The organism is Roseovarius sp. MBR-51, from assembly GCF_053628575.1.
This window is the reverse complement of sequence record NZ_JBRJGQ010000014.1, coordinates 1-17448: the sequence shown is the minus strand read 5'-3', so window position 1 is coordinate 17448 and position 17448 is coordinate 1. Positions and strand designations below refer to the sequence as shown.

At 62.4% G+C, this 17448-nt stretch carries 14 protein-coding genes and 1 pseudogene; 8 read left to right on the top strand and 7 right to left on the bottom strand.

The annotated features are described in order from the left end of the window. Positions 1-71: 71 nt before the first annotated feature. The 5 genes from ACSSVY_RS17690 to hutG all read right to left on the bottom strand — a co-directional run bounded on the left by ACSSVY_RS17690 (position 72) and on the right by hutG (position 5733). Positions 72-1085: a TAXI family TRAP transporter solute-binding subunit gene (locus tag ACSSVY_RS17690; protein WP_454270962.1), complete on the bottom strand. Its 1014-nt coding sequence runs from the start codon at positions 1083-1085 to the stop codon at positions 72-74. A gap of 143 nt (positions 1086-1228) precedes the next feature. Beyond that, positions 1229-3445 (bottom strand): TRAP transporter permease, encoded by a 2217-nt coding sequence (locus ACSSVY_RS17685; RefSeq protein WP_454270960.1) that lies wholly within the window; start codon positions 3443-3445, stop codon positions 1229-1231. 2 nt (positions 3446-3447) lie between these two features. Continuing rightward, positions 3448-3915 (bottom strand): DUF1850 domain-containing protein, encoded by a 468-nt coding sequence (locus ACSSVY_RS17680; RefSeq protein WP_454270958.1) that lies wholly within the window; start codon positions 3913-3915, stop codon positions 3448-3450. Further along, a complete protein-coding gene (locus ACSSVY_RS17675; protein ID WP_454270957.1) occupies positions 3912-4880 on the bottom strand; it encodes a TAXI family TRAP transporter solute-binding subunit in 969 nt (322 codons plus the stop codon). Before ACSSVY_RS17675 ends, ACSSVY_RS17680 begins: the two co-directional genes overlap by 4 nt. Positions 4881-4899: 19 nt before the next feature. Then, positions 4900-5733: an N-formylglutamate deformylase gene (gene hutG, locus ACSSVY_RS17670; protein WP_454270955.1), complete on the bottom strand. Its 834-nt coding sequence runs from the start codon at positions 5731-5733 to the stop codon at positions 4900-4902. Positions 5734-5809: 76 nt separating this feature from the next. Here hutG and ACSSVY_RS17665 point away from each other — a divergent pair, with 76 nt between their 5' ends. The 4 genes from ACSSVY_RS17665 (at position 5810) to ACSSVY_RS17650 (ending at position 10634) form a co-directional block, all read left to right on the top strand. Further along, positions 5810-7177: a formimidoylglutamate deiminase gene (locus ACSSVY_RS17665; RefSeq protein ID WP_454270954.1), complete on the top strand. Its 1368-nt coding sequence runs from the start codon at positions 5810-5812 to the stop codon at positions 7175-7177. Beyond that, complete coding sequence (locus ACSSVY_RS17660; protein WP_454270953.1) at positions 7174-7878, top strand: GntR family transcriptional regulator; 705 nt, start codon at positions 7174-7176, stop codon at positions 7876-7878. The genes ACSSVY_RS17665 and ACSSVY_RS17660 overlap by 4 nt, the downstream gene beginning before the upstream one ends. Positions 7879-7968: 90 nt before the next feature. After that, positions 7969-9522: a trimethylamine methyltransferase family protein gene (locus ACSSVY_RS17655; RefSeq protein WP_454270951.1), complete on the top strand. Its 1554-nt coding sequence runs from the start codon at positions 7969-7971 to the stop codon at positions 9520-9522. Between the two features lie 77 nt (positions 9523-9599). Beyond that, positions 9600-10634, top strand: coding sequence for a hypothetical protein (locus ACSSVY_RS17650; RefSeq protein ID WP_454270950.1), 1035 nt, complete (start codon positions 9600-9602; stop codon positions 10632-10634). On the opposite strand, the gene ACSSVY_RS17645 is transcribed toward ACSSVY_RS17650, so the two are convergent. Continuing rightward, complete coding sequence (locus ACSSVY_RS17645) at positions 10635-11117, bottom strand: ureidoglycolate lyase (RefSeq protein WP_454270949.1); 483 nt, start codon at positions 11115-11117, stop codon at positions 10635-10637. Beyond that, a complete protein-coding gene (puuE, locus tag ACSSVY_RS17640; protein WP_454270948.1) occupies positions 11114-12532 on the bottom strand; it encodes an allantoinase PuuE in 1419 nt (472 codons plus the stop codon). The genes ACSSVY_RS17645 and puuE overlap by 4 nt, the downstream gene beginning before the upstream one ends. A gap of 108 nt (positions 12533-12640) precedes the next feature. Here puuE and uraH point away from each other — a divergent pair, with 108 nt between their 5' ends. The 4 genes and pseudogenes from uraH to ACSSVY_RS17620 form a co-directional block, all read left to right on the top strand. Continuing rightward, positions 12641-12988, top strand: coding sequence for a hydroxyisourate hydrolase (gene uraH / locus ACSSVY_RS17635; protein ID WP_454270947.1), 348 nt, complete (start codon positions 12641-12643; stop codon positions 12986-12988). A 53-nt stretch (positions 12989-13041) separates the two neighbouring features. Beyond that, positions 13042-13854, top strand: a complete 813-nt coding sequence (locus ACSSVY_RS17630) for a TIGR00282 family metallophosphoesterase (protein WP_454270945.1) — start codon at positions 13042-13044, stop codon at positions 13852-13854. Between the two features lie 137 nt (positions 13855-13991). Continuing rightward, positions 13992-14545: pseudogene (locus tag ACSSVY_RS17625) on the top strand (SLC13 family permease); the annotation flags it as partial. 324 nt (positions 14546-14869) lie between these two features. Next, positions 14870-17448: beta strand repeat-containing protein (locus tag ACSSVY_RS17620; protein WP_454270944.1), on the top strand; the 2579-nt coding region annotated here is incomplete at its 3' end.

Below are 17448 nucleotides of genomic sequence, written 5' to 3'. Positions count from 1 at the left end.
GGGTTCTCGAACGTCAGAAGTGATCCGGCCACCGCGATGGGTGGCCGGGTCGCGTGTCCGTCATCGGGGCATCACTTGATCTGCCCGGCTTCCTTGTAAAACCGCTCGGCCCCTTCGTGCAACGGCACGGCCACACCGCTCAAGGCAGAGTCGAGGGTGATCGCGGCGCCCTTGGCATGGCCCACGTCGAGCAGATTTCGCGAGTTGTCGTTCCAGAGCGCCTTGGTGATTTCATAGACCAGATCGGCGTCCTCATCGGCAGAGGTGAACCATTGCGCACCCACCGAAACTGTCTCGGTGGCGGCAACCCCTTCATAGGTGCCTTCGGGGATCGAACTTTGCGAGAAGAAGTTGTATTTTTCGGTCAACTCCGCCGCGCCGTCGCCTGCGATGGGCACGAGCTTGATGTCGGCGGCCGAGGCCAGTTCCACCAGAGAGCCTGCCGGATAGCCCGCGACGACAAAGAAGGCGTCGACCTTGCCGTTGCGCAGGGCCTCGGAGGCGGCATCGCCCTTGAGCGCCTCGGCGGTCACGTCATCGACCGAGAGGCCATTGGCCTCGAGAATAAGACCGGCATCGACATAGGTGCCTGATCCCGGTTCATCGAGCGAGACACGTTTGCCCGCAAGATCCTTGACACTTTCGATGCCGCTGTCGGCGAGGGCGACGAGGTGGATATGCTCGTCAAAGAGAGCCGCGATGGTGCGCAGTTTCTCGGCGGGGGGCTGGCCCTGCATCGTGCCGGTGCCGGTATAGGCCCAATAGGCCACGTCCGACTGGGCAAAGCCGGAATTGCGCAGGCCCGACATGATCGCGTTAACGTTGTCCACCGATCCGCGCGATGATACGGCGGAGGCAATGAGGCCCTCGACGCCGCAGCTTCCGCCTTCTTCGCAGGGGCGAGATCCGGGTGGTTTGGAGATGGCATTGGCGATGACACCGCCCACCGGGTAGTAGGTATAGGCGGTGCCGCCGGTGCCGATGGTAAAGAACTTGAGATCCTGCGCGACGCTGCCCGTGGCCAATCCGACCACGAGAGCAGCCCCGACGAAGAGGCTGCGCGCCCCTCTGGCAAGGTGTTGCATGACTATCTCCCTGTGTTGGCAGGGCGCAATTCTGCGAGTGCCCTGCTTTTGATCCGGCATTCGCGTGGGATGCCTGCGATGAGGCTATGCAAACCGATCCGCCAAGGCAAGGCCGGGCTGCGGATCGGTCTTAGGGGGGCGCGTCAGGCGGTGGCCAGCAGTCGCGCCTTTTGTGCATTGCTCCAGAGGATGCCCAGAACGATCGTCGAGCCAATGGCGATCACGGTCACGTCATGCGCCACCAGCATCAGCCCGGCAATGCTCAGCACCCATTTCTGCCAGCGGGCGATGCTGGTTTTGAAGAACCCGATATAGGCCACGGAGAGTGCGATGATGGAGAGCACGCCAGACGACAGCGCCAGGGAGAAATCCCACCATGTGAAGTCGATGAACAGCAGCGAGGGCGCATAGATGAACATCATTGGCACCAGCGCCTTGCCCATCGAGAGGCGAAAGGCGGTCATGCCGGTTCGCATCGGGTCCGACCCGGCGATACCCGCCCCCGCATAGGCCGCGAGCGCCACAGGTGGCGTGATGTCGGCCAGAACGCCGTAGTAAAAGACAAAGAAATGCGTGGCCAGAAGCGGAACGCCCAATTCCTGAAGCGCTGGCGCTGCGATCGCCGCGAGGATGATATAGGTGGGTGTGGTGGGGATCCCCGCGCCCATGATGATACAGGCAATCGCCACAAAGATCAGGGCGAAAAACAGGGTTGTACCGCTCTCGGACAGGAAGCCTATCGGATCGAGCAGCGCCACGGCCGTGCCCATCCATGCCGCCGCATCGAGCACAGCGCCCGAGAATTTGAAACCCATGCCGGTGAGGGTCGTCACGCCCAGAATGAAGCCGACGCAGGCGCAGGCTGCCGTGATGGCGATGGACTGCTGGGCACCGCTTTCGAGCGAGTCCTTGAGCTTGCGCGGGGTCAGTGCGCTGCTGGCATCCATGCGTTTGCCCAAGCCCACGGTTTGCAGGATCAGTGGGATGAAGGAGCAGCCGATGGTCAGGATGATGCCCCAGAAGGCCGCGAGGAAGGGGGTGAATTTCATCAACAGGAGCGTGACCATCGTCACCAGCGGGATGAAAAGGTGCCAGGATCGCACCAGCACATCGAGAAATTGCGGCAGTTTGTCCGGCTCAATCCCTTCGAGATTGAGGCGCTTGGCCTCGAGATGCACCATGAAGAGGGTCGAGAGGTAGTGGAAACAGGCCGGAATAATCGCGATCAAGATCAGTTCGTTATAGGGCACGCCCAGCATTTCCGTCATCACGAAGGCCGCAGCCCCCATGATCGGCGGAGTCACCTGTCCGCCGCAACTGGCCGAGGCCTCGGTCGCGGCGGCGAATTGTGGTGAAAAGCCCTTGGATTTCATCATCGGGATGGTGAAGGCCCCGGTGGTCACGGTGTTGGCGATGGGCGAGCCGGAGATCATGCCGAAAAAGCCGGAGGACACCACCGCCACCTTGGCCGGTCCGCCGGAATAGCGCCCGGCGACGATCGAAGCGAGGTCGATGAAGAGCTGCCCCAGCCCCGATTTCTGCGCCAGAACGCCGAAGAGCACGAAGTGAAAGACAAAGGTCGCGACCACGCCGATGGCGATGCCGTAGATGCCTTCGGTGCCGAGATAGAGGTGGTTGACCAGTCGGATGATGTTGTAGCCACGATGCGCGAGATCGCCCGGCAGATAGGGGCCAAACACCGCGTAGAGGAGCGCCAGCGTGCCGATGACTGGCAGCACCTCACCCATGGTGCGGCGCGCCGCCTCGAGCACGATGATAATGGCGAACAGCCCGAGGATGTAATCGAGCGGCTGTGGAAATCCGACATTCTGAATGAAGATCGTGTCGAAGAAGACGATGAGATAAAGCGAGGAGGCGCAGCCGATGATGGCGAGCGGCCAGTCCACGATGGAAGGCCGGTCGCCATGTCCGCCCAGCCCGTCGATGGGCAGGGCTGTGAGGCCAAGCAAGAGGCTGAGACCGATCAGGCCCCAGCGGGCGGCGCCCGGAATCTGGTCTGACAGCGCATTGGCGAGTTGCAGCCCGAGAAAGACGTAGAACGCCGCGAAGGCCAGCCCGAAGCCCCAGGCGCGCAGCGGTCGCTCGGGGCGCATGCGCGGGAAGAGCAGGAACACCAGCGGCATGATAAAGCTCATGTGCACCGAGCGGTGCATCACCTCGTTCAGAAGGCCAAAGCCCGAGGTGTAGATATGGAACAGGCTGAGCACGATGCAGGCGAGCGCCGCCACCTGTCCGGTGATCCCGCCGAGATTGCGAAAATTGGTCTCGTTGTCGTATTTGCGAACCAGCGCCTCCATCTCTGCTTTGGAGAGGCCGGTGTCGGGTGCGGGGTGTGTCATGGTCAGTCTTCCTTGCAGTCGGGCGAAAGGATTTCGAGCGGGGTGGCGGGCCACCGGGTCAGGTCAATCGTTTGGTCGCCCACGATCAGGCGGTTTTCGTGTTCGGGCGCGGTGCGCAGGATCAGCCGGGGCACGGGGCGGTGCAGTGGGAGGACCATGGCCCCGTCCCGCTGAACCCAGCCTTCGCCGTCATAGGCCATGCCGGGGCCATGCGCGACAAAGCGTTCCTCGGTCTGCAGGATCTGGCCATCCGGAGTTATGATGTAATCCGCCTCGACCGGGGTCAGGCTGACGGAATGCCGCCATTTGAGGGTAAAGGCCTGCGCGGGAAGGTCGATCCGGGTTTGGCCATCGCGCAACCCGACCACCGCGAGCATACCGTTGGAACAGGTGCGGGGGGCTTGCGAGCCCCCCGCACATAAGAGTACCGCGGCCAGCGCGGTCAGTCCGCGCCAGCCGGTCGGTGTCACTTGATCAGGCCTTGTTCGCGGTAGTAACGCTCTGCACCCGGATGCAGCGGGATCGAGACCGATTCAAGCGCCGTTTCCAGCGAGATTTGCCCACCCATCACATGCACCTGCGCCAGTGTCTCGGTGTTCTCATAGAGCGCCTTGACCATCGCATAGGCGATATCCTCGTCGAGATCGGCATGGGTGGCCCAGATTGCGCGCACCGCGAGGGTTTCGACATCCGCGTCAATGCCGCGATACGAGCCGGCGGGCAGGATCGCGCTGGCGTAATAGGGCTGAACCTCTTGCAGTTTGGCAATCGACGGTCCGGTCAGCGGCACGATGGTGATGTCATGGCCGTTGGCCAGTTCGGTGATCGACGAGGTGGGCGTGCCTGCGGTGATCAGCGAGGCGTCGAGATTGCCGTCCTTGATCTTGTCCGCCGACTGGGCAAAGGACGAGAAATCCTCGGACACCGACTCGCGCGTCATGTCATGCGCGGCGAGCAGATCGCCCAAAAGCTGCCACTGGCCAGAGCCGGGCGAGCCGGAGGACACGGATTTGCCCGCCAGATCGGCAAAGCTGGCGATGTTGGCCTCTTTGCGGGCCACAAGCTGCACGGTTTCGGGATAGAGCGAGCCGAGGGCGCGCAGATTGTCGGCGCCATTGCCCTCGAATTGGTTGGTGCCCTTGTAGGCGGCGTCGAGGATGTCGGCGGCGACAAAAGCGGTCTCGATCTCGGATTTGGCCAAGAGGCCTGCGTTGGCGACCGAGGCATTGCCGGTTTCGGCGGTGGCCGAGATGCGACGACCTTCGAGTTCGGCGGTGTTCGAGATCAGCTGTGCCAGCATGCCGCCCAGCGGATAATAGGTGCCGCCAGTGCCGCCGGTGGCGATGCCGACAAAGACGCGGTCCTGTGCCGTGGCCGGGGCCGCGAGGGCCACAGCCGACAGCGCGAGGGCGCAGAGGGATTTGGTGAGTTTCATTCGGATCACTCCTTGTTGGTTAATCGATCGTAAGGGTCGTATCGGTGGGATCGAGGGCTGCGATGTCGCGCAGCATCGGTCCCAGCACGGCGCGCAGCCGCGTGGCGCGGTCCGGGTCGTAATCCCACGGGGGCGCTTCGTGCATATAAGTGGATTGGGCCAGTTCCATCTGGATGGCGTGAAATCCAGCCTCGGGGCGGCCATAGTGCCGCGTGGTCCAGCCGCCGCGGAACCGTCCGTTGGTGATGGTCGTGTAGTCGGTGGCGGCGGTGCAGTGGCGCTGTGCCAGAGCGGCGAGGGCCGGGGCGCAGGTTGTCCCTTTATTGGTGCCAATGTTGAAATCCGGCAATCTCCCGTCGAAAAGAAAGGGAATTTCCGATCTTATCGAGTGGCAATCATAGATAAAGACAAATTCATATTTTGCATGGATGCGTGCAATCTCGGCGCTGAGGGCGGCGTGATAGGGCGCGTGAAACTGCGCGAGGCGTTGGGCGGTGTCGGCCTCGGTCGGGGGCGTGGCCCAGAGGGGCGTGCCGTCGAAATCTGTGAGCGGCACCAGCGTTGTAGTGTTCTGACCGGGATAGAGGCTGGCACCCGAGGGGTCGCGATTGGCGTCGATGACATAGCGATGAAAGCGCGCCGAGACCACGCTCGCCCCCGGCACGAGGTCGGCGTAGAGCCGGTCGATATGCCAATCCGTATCGCTGAGGCCGCGCCCGATGTCGTTGAGCCGCGCTGAAATCTCTGGGGGCAGGTAGGTGCCCGCATGCGGAATCGCCAGCACGAGCGGGCTGTCGCCCGAATGGACCGAGACAACGGTGGTCTCTGCTGTGCCTGTGGCGATTTCCTGCACTTGGTTCTTTCCTTTTTGAGCGGCCCGTGCCAAAAATATGATTAAGCATATTAACAGAGTCAAGGCGAAGATAGCGATGGAGCGGATCATTTGGGCGCGGCAGGCGCTCTTGCCCGACGGATGGGCAAAGGACGCATGTCTCAGGCTGGATGCGGAGGGACGGATTGCCTCTGTGACACCCGATGCCGCGCCGCAGGGGCAGCAGGTGGATACGCTCTTGCCTGCGCCGGTCAACTTGCATTCGCATGCGTTTCAACGCGCCATGGCGGGGATGACAGAGGCGCGCGGGCCTGATCCGCGTGACACGTTCTGGACGTGGCGGCGGCTGATGTTCCGGTTTCTGGAGCATCTGACACCCGAGCATGCGCGCGCGATTGCCGCCATGGTGCAGATGGAAATGCTCGAGGCCGGGTATGCCGCCATTGCAGAGTTTCATTACCTGCATCACCAGCCGGATGGCACGCCCTATGACGATCTGGCGGAAATGGCGCAGGGGCATTGTGCGGCGGCGGAAGAGACCGGAATCGGTCTTACGCTCTTGCCGGTGCTCTATCGCTATGGCGGGCTTGACCGGCGCGCATTGGCACCCGGGCAGCGGCGGTTCGGCAATGATCCGGACCGGTTCGCCGCGCTCTTTGACGCCTCGGCCAAGGCGGTGGCGGGCCTGAGCGCCGACTGCGGTATTGGCGTTGCACCCCATTCCTTGCGCGCGGTGCAGCCCGAGGATCTGGCGTTTTGCGCGGAATTGGCGGGCGACCGGGTGATCCACATGCATCTGGCCGAGCAGGATGAAGAGGTGGTCGAGGTCGAGGCGGCGCTGGGCGCACGCCCGGTGACGTGGCTTTTGGACAACGCGCCGGTCTCCGAGCGGTGGTGCCTGATCCATTGCACGCAGATGACACCCGAGGAAACGACGCGTTTGGCGCAAACCGGGGCCATCGCGGGCCTCTGCCCGATCACCGAGGCGAGTCTGGGCGATGGGATTTTCGATGGGGCGCGGTATCTGGCGCAGGGCGGACGATTTGGTGTGGGAAGCGATTCCAATATCCGCATTTCGCTGGTCGAGGAATTGCGCGGGTTTGAGTATTCGCAGCGTCTGCGCGACCGTGGGCGCGCGGTTCTGGCCACGCCCGCACGTTCGACGGGTCGTGTCCTCTGGGAGGGGGCCGTGGCCGGGGGCGCGCAGGCGGCAGGGCGCGCAAGCGGTGCGATTGCGCCGGGGCTTTGGGCGGATCTGGTGGCGCTCGATGGACAGCATCCCGACCTGGCGGGACGCATGGGCGATATGTCCCTTGATACGCTGATTTTTGCCGGGGATCACCGCGCCATCCGCGAGGTTTGGGCGGCGGGGCGGCACGTTGTGCGAGAGGGGGCGCATGTCAAACGCGACGCGATTGTCGCACGGTTCCGCGCTGTCCAACAGCAATTGCAGGCGCTGTTGTGACTGGGCCTATCCACAGGCTGGAATGGACGGATATTCGGCGCGATCTCTTGGCGCGGATTCAGACGGGCGTCTGGAAACCCGGCGACAGCATTCCGCGCGAAGTGGAACTTGCGACGCAGTATGGCTGCACCCGTTCCACCGTGGGGCGGGCGCTGCGCGATCTGGCGACGGCGGGATTTCTGGAGCGGCGCCGCAAGGGGGGAACGACGGTATCGGCCAATCCGGTGCGCAAGGCCCCGCTGGACGTGCCGATCATCGCCGATGCGATAAACAAATCTGGCAAGGTGTCTGGCTATCAGTTGTTGGCGTGTCGGAGCGAACGACCGCCGCGCCTGATCCGTGCGCGTTTGGGAGTGGGCGCACAGGCTGCGCTCGTTTTCATAGCAGCGCTCTACCGTGCCGATGGCGTGCCGCATCAGTTGGAGCATCGCTGGCTTGTGCCTGCGGCGGTGCCGGGGCTGGAGGCGGAGATTCTGGAACGGACCCCGGTCGATGAATGGCTGTTGCAAAATGCGCCCCTGACGCGGGCCACGATCGAGATCGAGGCCGTTGGCGCACCCGTAGCCGTTGCGGACGCGTTGCAGATGCCGGTTGGGGCGGCGACCCTGTTGGTGACTCGCCAAAGTTGGACTCAGGCGCAGCCGATAGGCTTTTTGCATCTCTATCACGCGCCGGGGGTCAAGCTCTCTACTGCGATATAAGGTTTATGTCGCTTTCTGCAAAAGGGTTTCGCAAACCTACAGGCCGCGCGGCTGTGAATGACCGACGATCTCTCTCAAAGGAGATCGCAGATGACCCTAGAGACAGCCCCCCGCATGCGCATTGGTGGACGCAGTGCCCGGCGCGCCATTCGCAGCGCCCCCAAGGTCGAGATGCTGCCCGGCCTGACCCGGCAGATCCCGCTCTGCGAGGTGATGAGCGGGTCGCAGGTCGAGCGGATCGACGCCGCCTCGATGAATATTCTCGAGAACGTCGGCGTGCAGTTCCGCGACCCTATCGCGCTGGAGGATTGGCGCAGGGTTGGGGCCAAGGTGGTGGGCGAGATGGTCTATCCCGACCGTGGTCTGATCCGTGACCTGATCGCCACGATCCCGTCGGATTTCACCTATCATGCGCGGGATCCGGGCAAGAACGTGCGCCTTGGGGGGCCGCATTCGATCTTTGTGCCGATGACGGGGGCGCCCTACTTGCGTGATCTTGACGATGTGCGGCGCAACCCGATGCTGGCGGATCTGGCGATGTTTCACAAGCTGAGCCACATGATGCCCGCGCTGCATTCGAGCGCGCATCATATCGTGGAGCCCTATGATCACCCGATCAGCCAGCGGCATTTGCGCATCACCTATTCGTCGATGAAATACTCGGACAAGACCTTTATGGGCATGACCACCAGCCCCAAGAACGCCGAAGATGTGATGGAGATGTGCGCCATCCTCTTTGGGGCGGAGTTCATGGAGCGGAACCCGGTGACGACCGGCAATTGCAATGGCAATTCGCCGCTCGTGTGGGATGAGACCATGCTGGGGGCCATGCGGGCGTTTTGCCGCCGCAATCAGCCGGTGCTCTGCTCGCCCTTTGTCCTTGGCGGGGCCAATACCCCTGCGAGTGTGCCCGCCACCGTGGCACAGCTCAATGCCGAGGCTCTGAGTGCGCTGGCCTATACGCAGATCATCCGCCGGGGCTGTCCGGCGATCTATGGGCATTACCTGTCCACGGTGTCGATGAAATCCGGCGCGCCGATGGCGGGGACGCCAGAGATCAGCCTGATGAATTTCATGATCGGTCAGATGGCGCGGTTCTACGGCGTGCCGTGGCGCACGTCGAACACCTTGGGCGGGGCCAAGACGCTGGACGCGCAGGCGGGCTATGAATCGGCCACGACCCTCTCGGCGGTGATCCATGCCGGAGCCAATTACATCTGGCATTCGGCCGGCTGGAACGAGGCGGGGATGCATTGTTCGGTGGCGAAGTTTGTGGTTGATGCCGAACAATGCGCCATGGCGTATCGCATGGCCGAGGGGCCGCAATGGGGCGACTTCGACGAGGCGCTGGCAGCAATCCCCGATGTCGGGCCGGGGGGGCACTATCTGGGCCATCCGCATACGCAGGAGAATTTCCAGACGGCGTTCTTCATGCCGGATCTCTTTGACAACAACTCGATCGAGCAATGGGTGGCGGATGGGTCCAAGGACACGACAGAGCGGGCCCTGATCCATGCGCGGCGGATGTTGGATGGCTATGTGGAGCCCCGGCTTGATCCCGGTGTGAATGAGGCGCTGTTGGAGTATATCGCCCGGAGAGAACGGGAAATTCCGGCGGCTGACGCGCTCAATCAGGAGTATTGACGCCGCACTCTTGCGATTGCCCGCCTTGGCCCCGACGTGCTAGCGTGCCGAAAATAGAGGCAGGCAGCCCCCGGACCATGAAAAAGACGGCACTGACCAAATATCAGCGGCTTGAGGCGGCGGGCCTGTGGCGGGCAGAGCCGGCAGCGCAGCGGGTCGATGTGGTCGTGTCGGTCGGAGAGGCGACGCTGACCATCACCGATATGCGCGACCGGGTGCAGGCGCATTGGTCGATTGCGGCGGTGGCGCGCGCCAATCCGGGGCATCGGCCTGCGATTTATCATCCCGATGGCGATCCCGGTGAGACGCTGGAACTGGCCGAGAATGAAGACGAGATGATCGCGGCCATCGAAAAGCTGCGCGGCGTCGTGGAGCGTCAGCGGCCACGGCCGGGACGGTTGCGGTTTGTCGGCGTGCTGACGAGCCTTGCGGCGGTGGCGGCGCTCGTGCTGTTCTGGTTGCCCGGTGCGGCGCGGGACCATGCGTTGGGCGTGGTGCCGATGGTCAAGCGGGTTGAAATCGGTCAGGCGCTGCTGGGGCATCTGCAACGGGTGACGGGCCCGGTCTGCGATGGTCCGGGCGGGGAGGCCGCCTTGGCGCAACTGGCGCGGCGGTTGCCGCCCCGACGCGGTGAGGCGCGGTTCTTGATGGTGCGCGGCGGCATCGAGGGGGCGTTGCGGGTGCCGGGAGGCGTGGTCTTGATCAATGCCAATCTGGTAGAGGACCATACCGAGCCGGATGTGGTCGCGGGCCACATCATCGCCGCTCATTTGCGCGCCGAGGCGCATGATCCACTTTCAGAGATCCTAGAGGAGGGCGGGCTGTCGGCGTCGCTGCGGCTTTTGGCGACGGGTGTGTTGCCCGATGATCTGTTGCGCGCGCATGCCGAGAGGTTGATGACCGAGCCGCCCGAGCCGGTCGCCGCAGAGGCGATGCTGGCGGGGTTCGCCCACTGGCAGGTGCGCGCACGGCCCTATGCCTATGCGGTTGATATCACAGGGGAGTCCACAGTCGAATTGATCGAGGCGGATCCTTTTGCCGGCACCGCTCCACCGCCGCCTCTGCTCAGCGATTCCGATTGGTTGCGTCTGCAGGAGATCTGCGGCGGCTGATCACGCAGTCACGGTATAGGGCGTGTCGAACCAGTGTTCTTCGAGATTTGCGCCCGGTCCGATCTGGTCCAGAACGGCAAAGAGACCGGGGGCAGAGAGCGGCGTCAGAACCCCGTGCCAAGTGCCGCGATGAAGGTTAATCGCCTGTCCGGGTGTGGTGAGAAAGGCGCGTGGCGTGCCGGGCACACCGCCCGCATCCGGTGCGACGATCACCAGAAAGGCTGTCAGGGTCATCGGGATGAATGCCTGACTGCCCTGCGGGTGACGCTCCATCATCTCGAGCGTGTAGGGCAGGTGGCGGGGGGCCGCGTCAAAGAGGCTGAGGCCTGCGCGCCCATCGCCGAAATCGAGCCGTGCGCGGTCGTGAAAGCGCCCGCAGAGCCCTTGGTTGATAAGCCGGTCCGGGGGGCCGCGCACCTCCAGAACGTCGCCAAAGGGTGCGAAACCCGCCTCTGTCAGTGGCTCCGCCGTGATCCGCGTCATGGCAGCATGTCCCGCAGCCGCCAGAGCGCGATGCGTTCGACCTGTCGGCAGGCCTCGGCCTGTTCTATGGCGCTGTCCTGCTCGAGGCGGCGGGTAAATGCCGCCATGATCCCGGCTTTGTCATGGTCGCGCACTGCGATGATGAAGGGAAATCCGTGCCGCGCGGTATAGGTGGTATTGAGGCGCTCAAAGGTGGCGCGCTCGGTATCGGTCAGCGCATCGAGCCCCGCGCTTGCCTGCTCATTGGTCGAGGCGGCGGTCAGCCGTCGCGCCTGTGCCAACTTGCCCGCAAGGTCGGGATGGGCGCGCAGCACGCTGAGCCTCTCCGCCTCGGTCGCACGGCGAAACGCGCGGCAGAGGGCGTTGTGGAGGCCCACGGCGCTGTCATGGGCGGAGCCAAGCTCCAGCGCATGCGCGCGCTCGGCCACCCATGGGGAATGTTCAAACACGCCGCCAAAGCGGGCGACAAAATCCGCACGATCCATTTGCGAGGGGCGTTCCTGAGACGCGGGCGGATGCACGGCGGCCCAGTGCCGGGCGATATCGACACGCCGGGTGATCCAGACGTCAGGTTGTTTGACAATGTGGTCAAAGAACCGCCGCAACGCCATGATCCGCCCCGGACGTCCGACAAGGCGGCAATGCAGTCCGATGGAGAGCATCTTGGGGGCACCGGCGCGCCCTTCGGCCAAGAGTGCGTCAAAGCTATCACGGAGATAGGCAAAGAACTGATCGCCTGCGTTGAACCCCTGCGGCGTGGCAAAGCGCATGTCATTGCAATCGAGCGTATAGGGCACGATCACCTGATCCCGCCCGTGGGCATGGTGCCAATAGGGCAGATCGTCAGCGTAGGAATCGGCGATATAGGCAAAGCAGCCTTGGGCGGTTGCCAGATCGACGGTGTTGATCGAGCAGCGCCCGGTATACCAGCCCTCGGGCGCATGGCCCGTGACCTCGGTATGCAGGCGGATGGCCTCCTGCATATGGGCGCGCTCGTCCTCGGGGCTATAGTCGCGATAGTCGATCCATTTCAGCCCGTGGCTGGCGATCTCCCATCCCGCATCCTGCATGGCGGCCACCTGTTCGGGACTGCGGGCAAGGGCAGAGGCCACGCCAAAAACGGTGGCGGGCAGGCTGTAGTCGGAAAACAGACGATGCAGCCGCCAGAATCCGGCGCGCGCGCCATAGTCATAGATCGATTCCATGTTCCAGTGGCGCTGTCCGGGCCAGGGGGCGGCACCCACGATCTCGCTCAGAAACGCCTCCGAGGCGGCATCGCCGTGCAGAAGGCAATTCTCGCCGCCCTCTTCGTAATTGATCACGAATTGCAGTGCGAGGTGCGCGCCACCCGGCCAATGCGGATTGGGGGGATTGGAGCCGTGGCCGCGCATGTCGCGGGGGTAGCGGTCGGGCATCAGTGCCTCCTTGGTCGAAACCTTGTGGTATTTCAGGGGTTGATCTTGGGCCTGTTCCGCTAGGAGATACAGAAAACGTCATTCATGTCACGCGGGGAGGGCCCGATCATGCCCGGATATCTGACCACTCATGTTCTTGATACCGCGCGGGGCTGTCCGGCACCGGATCTGCTGATCCGCCTCAGCCGGATCAGGGGTGACGCGCCAGACCCGCTGTGTGACATGCGCACCAATGCGGATGGGCGCACCGATGCGCCTATTCTGCCCGAAGCGGAATTTGCGCCTGGCACCTATGAGCTCTTGTTTCATGTCGGCGATTACCTGCGGGCGTTGGGCGGTGAAGGGCCGTTCTTTCTCGATCTCGTTCCGATCCGATTTACGATGACCGAGGCGTCGCATTACCATGTGCCGCTGTTGCTCTCGCCCTTTGGGTATGCGACCTATCGCGGCAGTTGAGGCCGCGCATTGGCTCTTGCCCTTGGCGTGGCAGCGGCCTAACACCGATTTCCATGAAAATACTGTTTCTCGGTGATGTAATGGGGCGCGCAGGGCGTGCAGCGGTGGCGGATCGACTGCCCAAGCTGCGCGCAGCGTGGAAACTCGATTTCGTGGTCGTCAATGGCGAGAATGCCTCAGGCGGCATGGGGCTGACGGCGGCGCATGCCAAGGATATTTTCACGGCGGGCGCGGATTGCGTGACGCTGGGCGATCATGCGTTTGACCAAAAGGACATGATGCAGGCGGCAGAGCGTGAAGGCGGGATCATCCGCCCGCTCAACTATGCCAAGGCAGCACCGGGGCGGGGACACCGCGTTTTCACCGACGGGCGCGGGCGCAAGGTGCTGGTGGCGCAGGTGTTGGGTAATGTCTTTATGCGCCGGGCCTATGACGATCCGTTTTCGGCGATTGATCCGATCCTGCGCATGCACCCTTTGGGCGGTGCCGTGCAGGCCGCGATTGTCGACATGCATTGCGAGGCGACATCCGAGAAAATGGCGATGGGCCATTTCTGCGATGGGCGCGCGAGCCTTGTGGTGGGCACACACACCCATATTCCCACGGCGGATGCGCAGATCCTGCCCGGCGGCACCGCGTTTCAGGGTGATGCGGGCATGTGCGGCGATTACCTGAGCGTGATCGGCATGGACAAGGCCGAACCGATGCGCCGCTTTGTCACCGGCATGACCAAAGAGCGCTTTACCCCCGCATTGGGGGCCGTCACGGTGTCGGGCGTCTATATCGAAACCGATGATGCCACCGGGCACGCCACGCGGATCGAAATGGTGCGTCAAGGCGGGCGGTTGGAACAGGCGGGCCCCTGATCGGGCGAAACTGGGCGCAGGATACTTGCTGCCTGCCGCCGGATCGGGGAGACTGGCGCAGGGCCATGCGAGGGCGCGTTCACGTCGTTGAGTTTCTCGGTATGTCCCAGAGTGGTCAGGCGCTTCTGACACTTGCAGTCGTGGTGGCGATTGCCGGTGTGGCGGTGCTGCTGGCGCTCGTGCTCTTGGCGCACTGCATTGATGCCGACAAGGCGTTCTCCTTTATCGATGGTCAATTATTGGTGCTGATCTTTGCCATGTTGGCGATTGGCGCAGCCTTGCAAGCCTCGGGTGCGGTGGAATTGCTAGTTGGGGGGATTGCGCCCACGTTGTCGGTGCTGCCGGGGTTCTTTGTGGTCTGGGCGATCTATCTCATGACTTCGTTTCTGACGGAACTCATCAGCAACAATGCCGTGGCGGTGGTGGTCACGCCAATTGCCATCGGGCTGGCGGATGCCATGGGGATCGACGCGCGCCCCCTCGTGGTGGCGGTGATGGTCGCGGCGAGCGCCAGTTTTGCCACGCCCATCGGCTATCAGACCAATACGCTTGTCTACGGCCCCGGCGGCTATAAATTCAAGGATTTCCTGCGGGTGGGTATTCCGCTCAACCTGAGTGTAGGGCTTTGGCGAGCGCCTTGATCCCGCTCAGAAAGGCACACGCATATGGATATATGCGCATCAGTTTCTGATCGGTTTATATCCAATACGAATACTCAGGATACTCACTTTAGATAGTATTGCGCATCCATTTCAATTATGTAGATTTAGCGGGACTCTGGTTTGGATCGAGATATGGGCATCCTTTTGCACTCGGCTTTGCCACCCTTCATACCGGTCAAGCAAATGTGACTGCGCAACCGCGTGGCAGCTTTCTGAAATCAGATCCAGTGGAGACTTTGTCTCTTTAATTTAGTGACAGTCTCTCGAGTTCTGCTTTTTGCTTCACATCCCAATCGCAATACCCGGCACGCGCTCGCGCGTGCGTTGCCCGGAATTAAGAAAGAGAATTACCTATGGCCACCTTTACAGTCACGACTCTTGATGACGAGAATGACGTCGGTGCGAGCGTCGGTACACCCGGTGGCACCGGGCTATCCCTGCGGGAAGCGTTGGCTCTTGCCAATGACGAAGGGGCAAATCCGGGGGCAGATACTATTGTTTTTGCATCCGAAACGGGGGACGCGTTTGAGACCGGCGGAACGATCACGCTCGCTGGAACGCATCTGGTTCTGACATCGGATGTGACAATCGACGGGGATGTTGATGGAGATGGCACAGCGGATGTGACGCTCGATGGGAATGACCAGAGCCGCATTTTCTGGCAGGATGATAGCACGGCCATCATCAACGGCCTTGACCTGGTGAACGGGAACCCGCCGGGCACCAGTGGTCCAGACAACGCCGGGGGAGCCGTTTATGTGTCGAACGGCACGTTCGACTTTCGGAACGGGACGGTCAGTGACAATTTCGCGGAATATGGCGGCGGTATTTTCAGCTTTGGAACCGTCATTCTATCAAATGCCACAATTTCCAATAACGTTTCCAACAGCACCAGCTTTTCCGCAGGTGGACTAACGAGCATCGGCGAGGCAACGCTTACCAATGTCACGATCAGTGGCAATACAAGCAATGCTGCGGGCGGAGGGATGTACAGCTATGGCCCCTCAACGCTGACGAATGTCACGATTACTGGAAATTCGGCCACGACCGGAGGCGGGATCCACAATTATGACGGGACTCTAACGCTCACGGACTCGATCGTGATCGGCAACACCGGCGGTGACATTAACACCGAGGTCGGAGCCACCACCAACACCGTCAACTCTATCGTCAGCGGCTTTTCACCTGCTGAGATCTTTGCTGCGGTTGACCCTGTCACGGGCGGCGGTCTGCTCGCGGACAATGGCGGCGGTCTTGAAACTGTCGCTCTTCTGGATGATCCGACCAACCCCGCAATTGACCAGGCGACTGCGGGTGCGCCGACAACGGACGCACGCGGTATTGAAGCTTTCGACGATGCGAATTTTGTGAACACCAATGGCAGCGCGCGCGATCTTGGTGCGTTTGAACTTGCACCGGATCTGTCTGAGTTGGTTGTTACCACACTCGACGATGTCGTTGACGGGTTCGACGGTGTGATCTCGCTGCGCGAAGCAATCGCCTTTGCCGACAGTCTGGCGGGAGAAAACACCGTCACATTCGACGCGTCGCTTGCGGGCGGAACGCTTGTCTTGACGCAAGGCGTCCTCGAGTTGACTGACGCCGACGGCGTTACGATCACCGGGGACATTGACGGGGATCTGGCCGCCGATATCACGATCAGCGGTAACGATGCCAGCCGGGTCTTTACGATCTCCGGGGCGGGTAACAGCGCGGAATTGCGAAGCCTCGACATCACCAATGGCTTCACGGCTGAAGACCGCGGCGGCGCCATATTTTCCGGCGCAGACACAAACATGACCTTGGTGAACTCCACGGTCCGCGACTCGGCATCATTACTCGCGGCGGGTGGCATGACGATTTACGGCACTGCCAACGTCGTCAATTCGACCTTCACCGGCAACGCATCGCAATACGTCACCGCCCTTGAGGTTTCGGGCTCCGCTGGTGTCGGAACCCTGTTTAATGTCACAGTGACCGGCAACACCGAAACCGGCGGAATTGGCATGAACGGTGTCGGGGCCATCGCTGGTCAGTTGACGATCACGAACAGCACCCTGCAGGGTGATGCGGCGGTGTTCGCCAGCAGTACAGTCAATATCTACAATTCGGCGGTTGATGGGACTGTTCTCGGCTCTCTGGCCTCTGCCTATAACAACGTTTTCAAGGACGCTCCGAGTATTACCAATGGTGCGGGCAACCTGACCAATGTTGCCGATCTCGGTCTTGGGGCACTGGCCGACAATGGCGGTCCGGTTCAAACCCTTGCGCCACAGATCGGCTCGGTGCTGATCAACGCTGGCGATGTCGCGTATCTGCCGCTTGATACGGCGGACGCCGATGGCGACGGGGATCGAGCCGAGACGCTGCCAATCACCGCAGACGGGGGAGTGCGGCTGCTCGGGAGCGGGCTGGAAGCCGGTGCTGTTGAATTCACACTGCCCGATGCCATTGACGACGCGTTCTCGACCGACGAGGCAACGGAAATTGGCGTGGGTCTCAACCTTTTCGATGCGAACACGACGACGGCTGACAGTAGTGCAGACGGCAATCTTGCAATCACCGCGGTCAACGGCGAGACAGGAGATGTCGGAACGCAGGTGACCCTCGCGTCTGGTGCTCTTTTGCTTGTCAATGACGACGGCACGTTCTCCTATGATCCGAACGGTGCATTCGAGGCGTTGAGCGGGCCTGGCGGTGCCACTCCGCAGGGCACGGACAGCTTTACCTATACGCTCAACGGCACGGACACCGCCACAGTCACCATCACACTCAACGGCCTCAACGATGCGCCGGTGGTGACAGGTGACGTGCTGACCGCGACGGCAGAGGATACGGCGATCACCTATGCGGCGGCGGATCTGCTTGGCAATGACAGCGATGTTGACGGCGACACCCTGAGCATCGCCAGCGTGACCTCGGGCACCGGCGG

Coding starts and splice junctions, on each gene's coding strand:
- ACSSVY_RS17690 (WP_454270962.1), bottom strand. CDS start 1,085: ATGCAACACCTTGCCAGAGGGGCGCGCAGCCTCTTCGTCGGGGCTGCT.
- ACSSVY_RS17685 (WP_454270960.1), bottom strand. CDS start 3,445: ATGACACACCCCGCACCCGACACCGGCCTCTCCAAAGCAGAGATGGAG.
- ACSSVY_RS17675 (WP_454270957.1), bottom strand. CDS start 4,880: ATGAAACTCACCAAATCCCTCTGCGCCCTCGCGCTGTCGGCTGTGGCC.
- ACSSVY_RS17665 (WP_454270954.1), top strand. CDS start 5,810: ATGGAGCGGATCATTTGGGCGCGGCAGGCGCTCTTGCCCGACGGATGG.
- ACSSVY_RS17655 (WP_454270951.1), top strand. CDS start 7,969: ATGACCCTAGAGACAGCCCCCCGCATGCGCATTGGTGGACGCAGTGCC.
- ACSSVY_RS17650 (WP_454270950.1), top strand. CDS start 9,600: ATGAAAAAGACGGCACTGACCAAATATCAGCGGCTTGAGGCGGCGGGC.
- ACSSVY_RS17645 (WP_454270949.1), bottom strand. CDS start 11,117: ATGACGCGGATCACGGCGGAGCCACTGACAGAGGCGGGTTTCGCACCC.
- puuE (WP_454270948.1), bottom strand. CDS start 12,532: ATGCCCGACCGCTACCCCCGCGACATGCGCGGCCACGGCTCCAATCCC.
- uraH (WP_454270947.1), top strand. CDS start 12,641: ATGCCCGGATATCTGACCACTCATGTTCTTGATACCGCGCGGGGCTGT.
- ACSSVY_RS17630 (WP_454270945.1), top strand. CDS start 13,042: ATGAAAATACTGTTTCTCGGTGATGTAATGGGGCGCGCAGGGCGTGCA.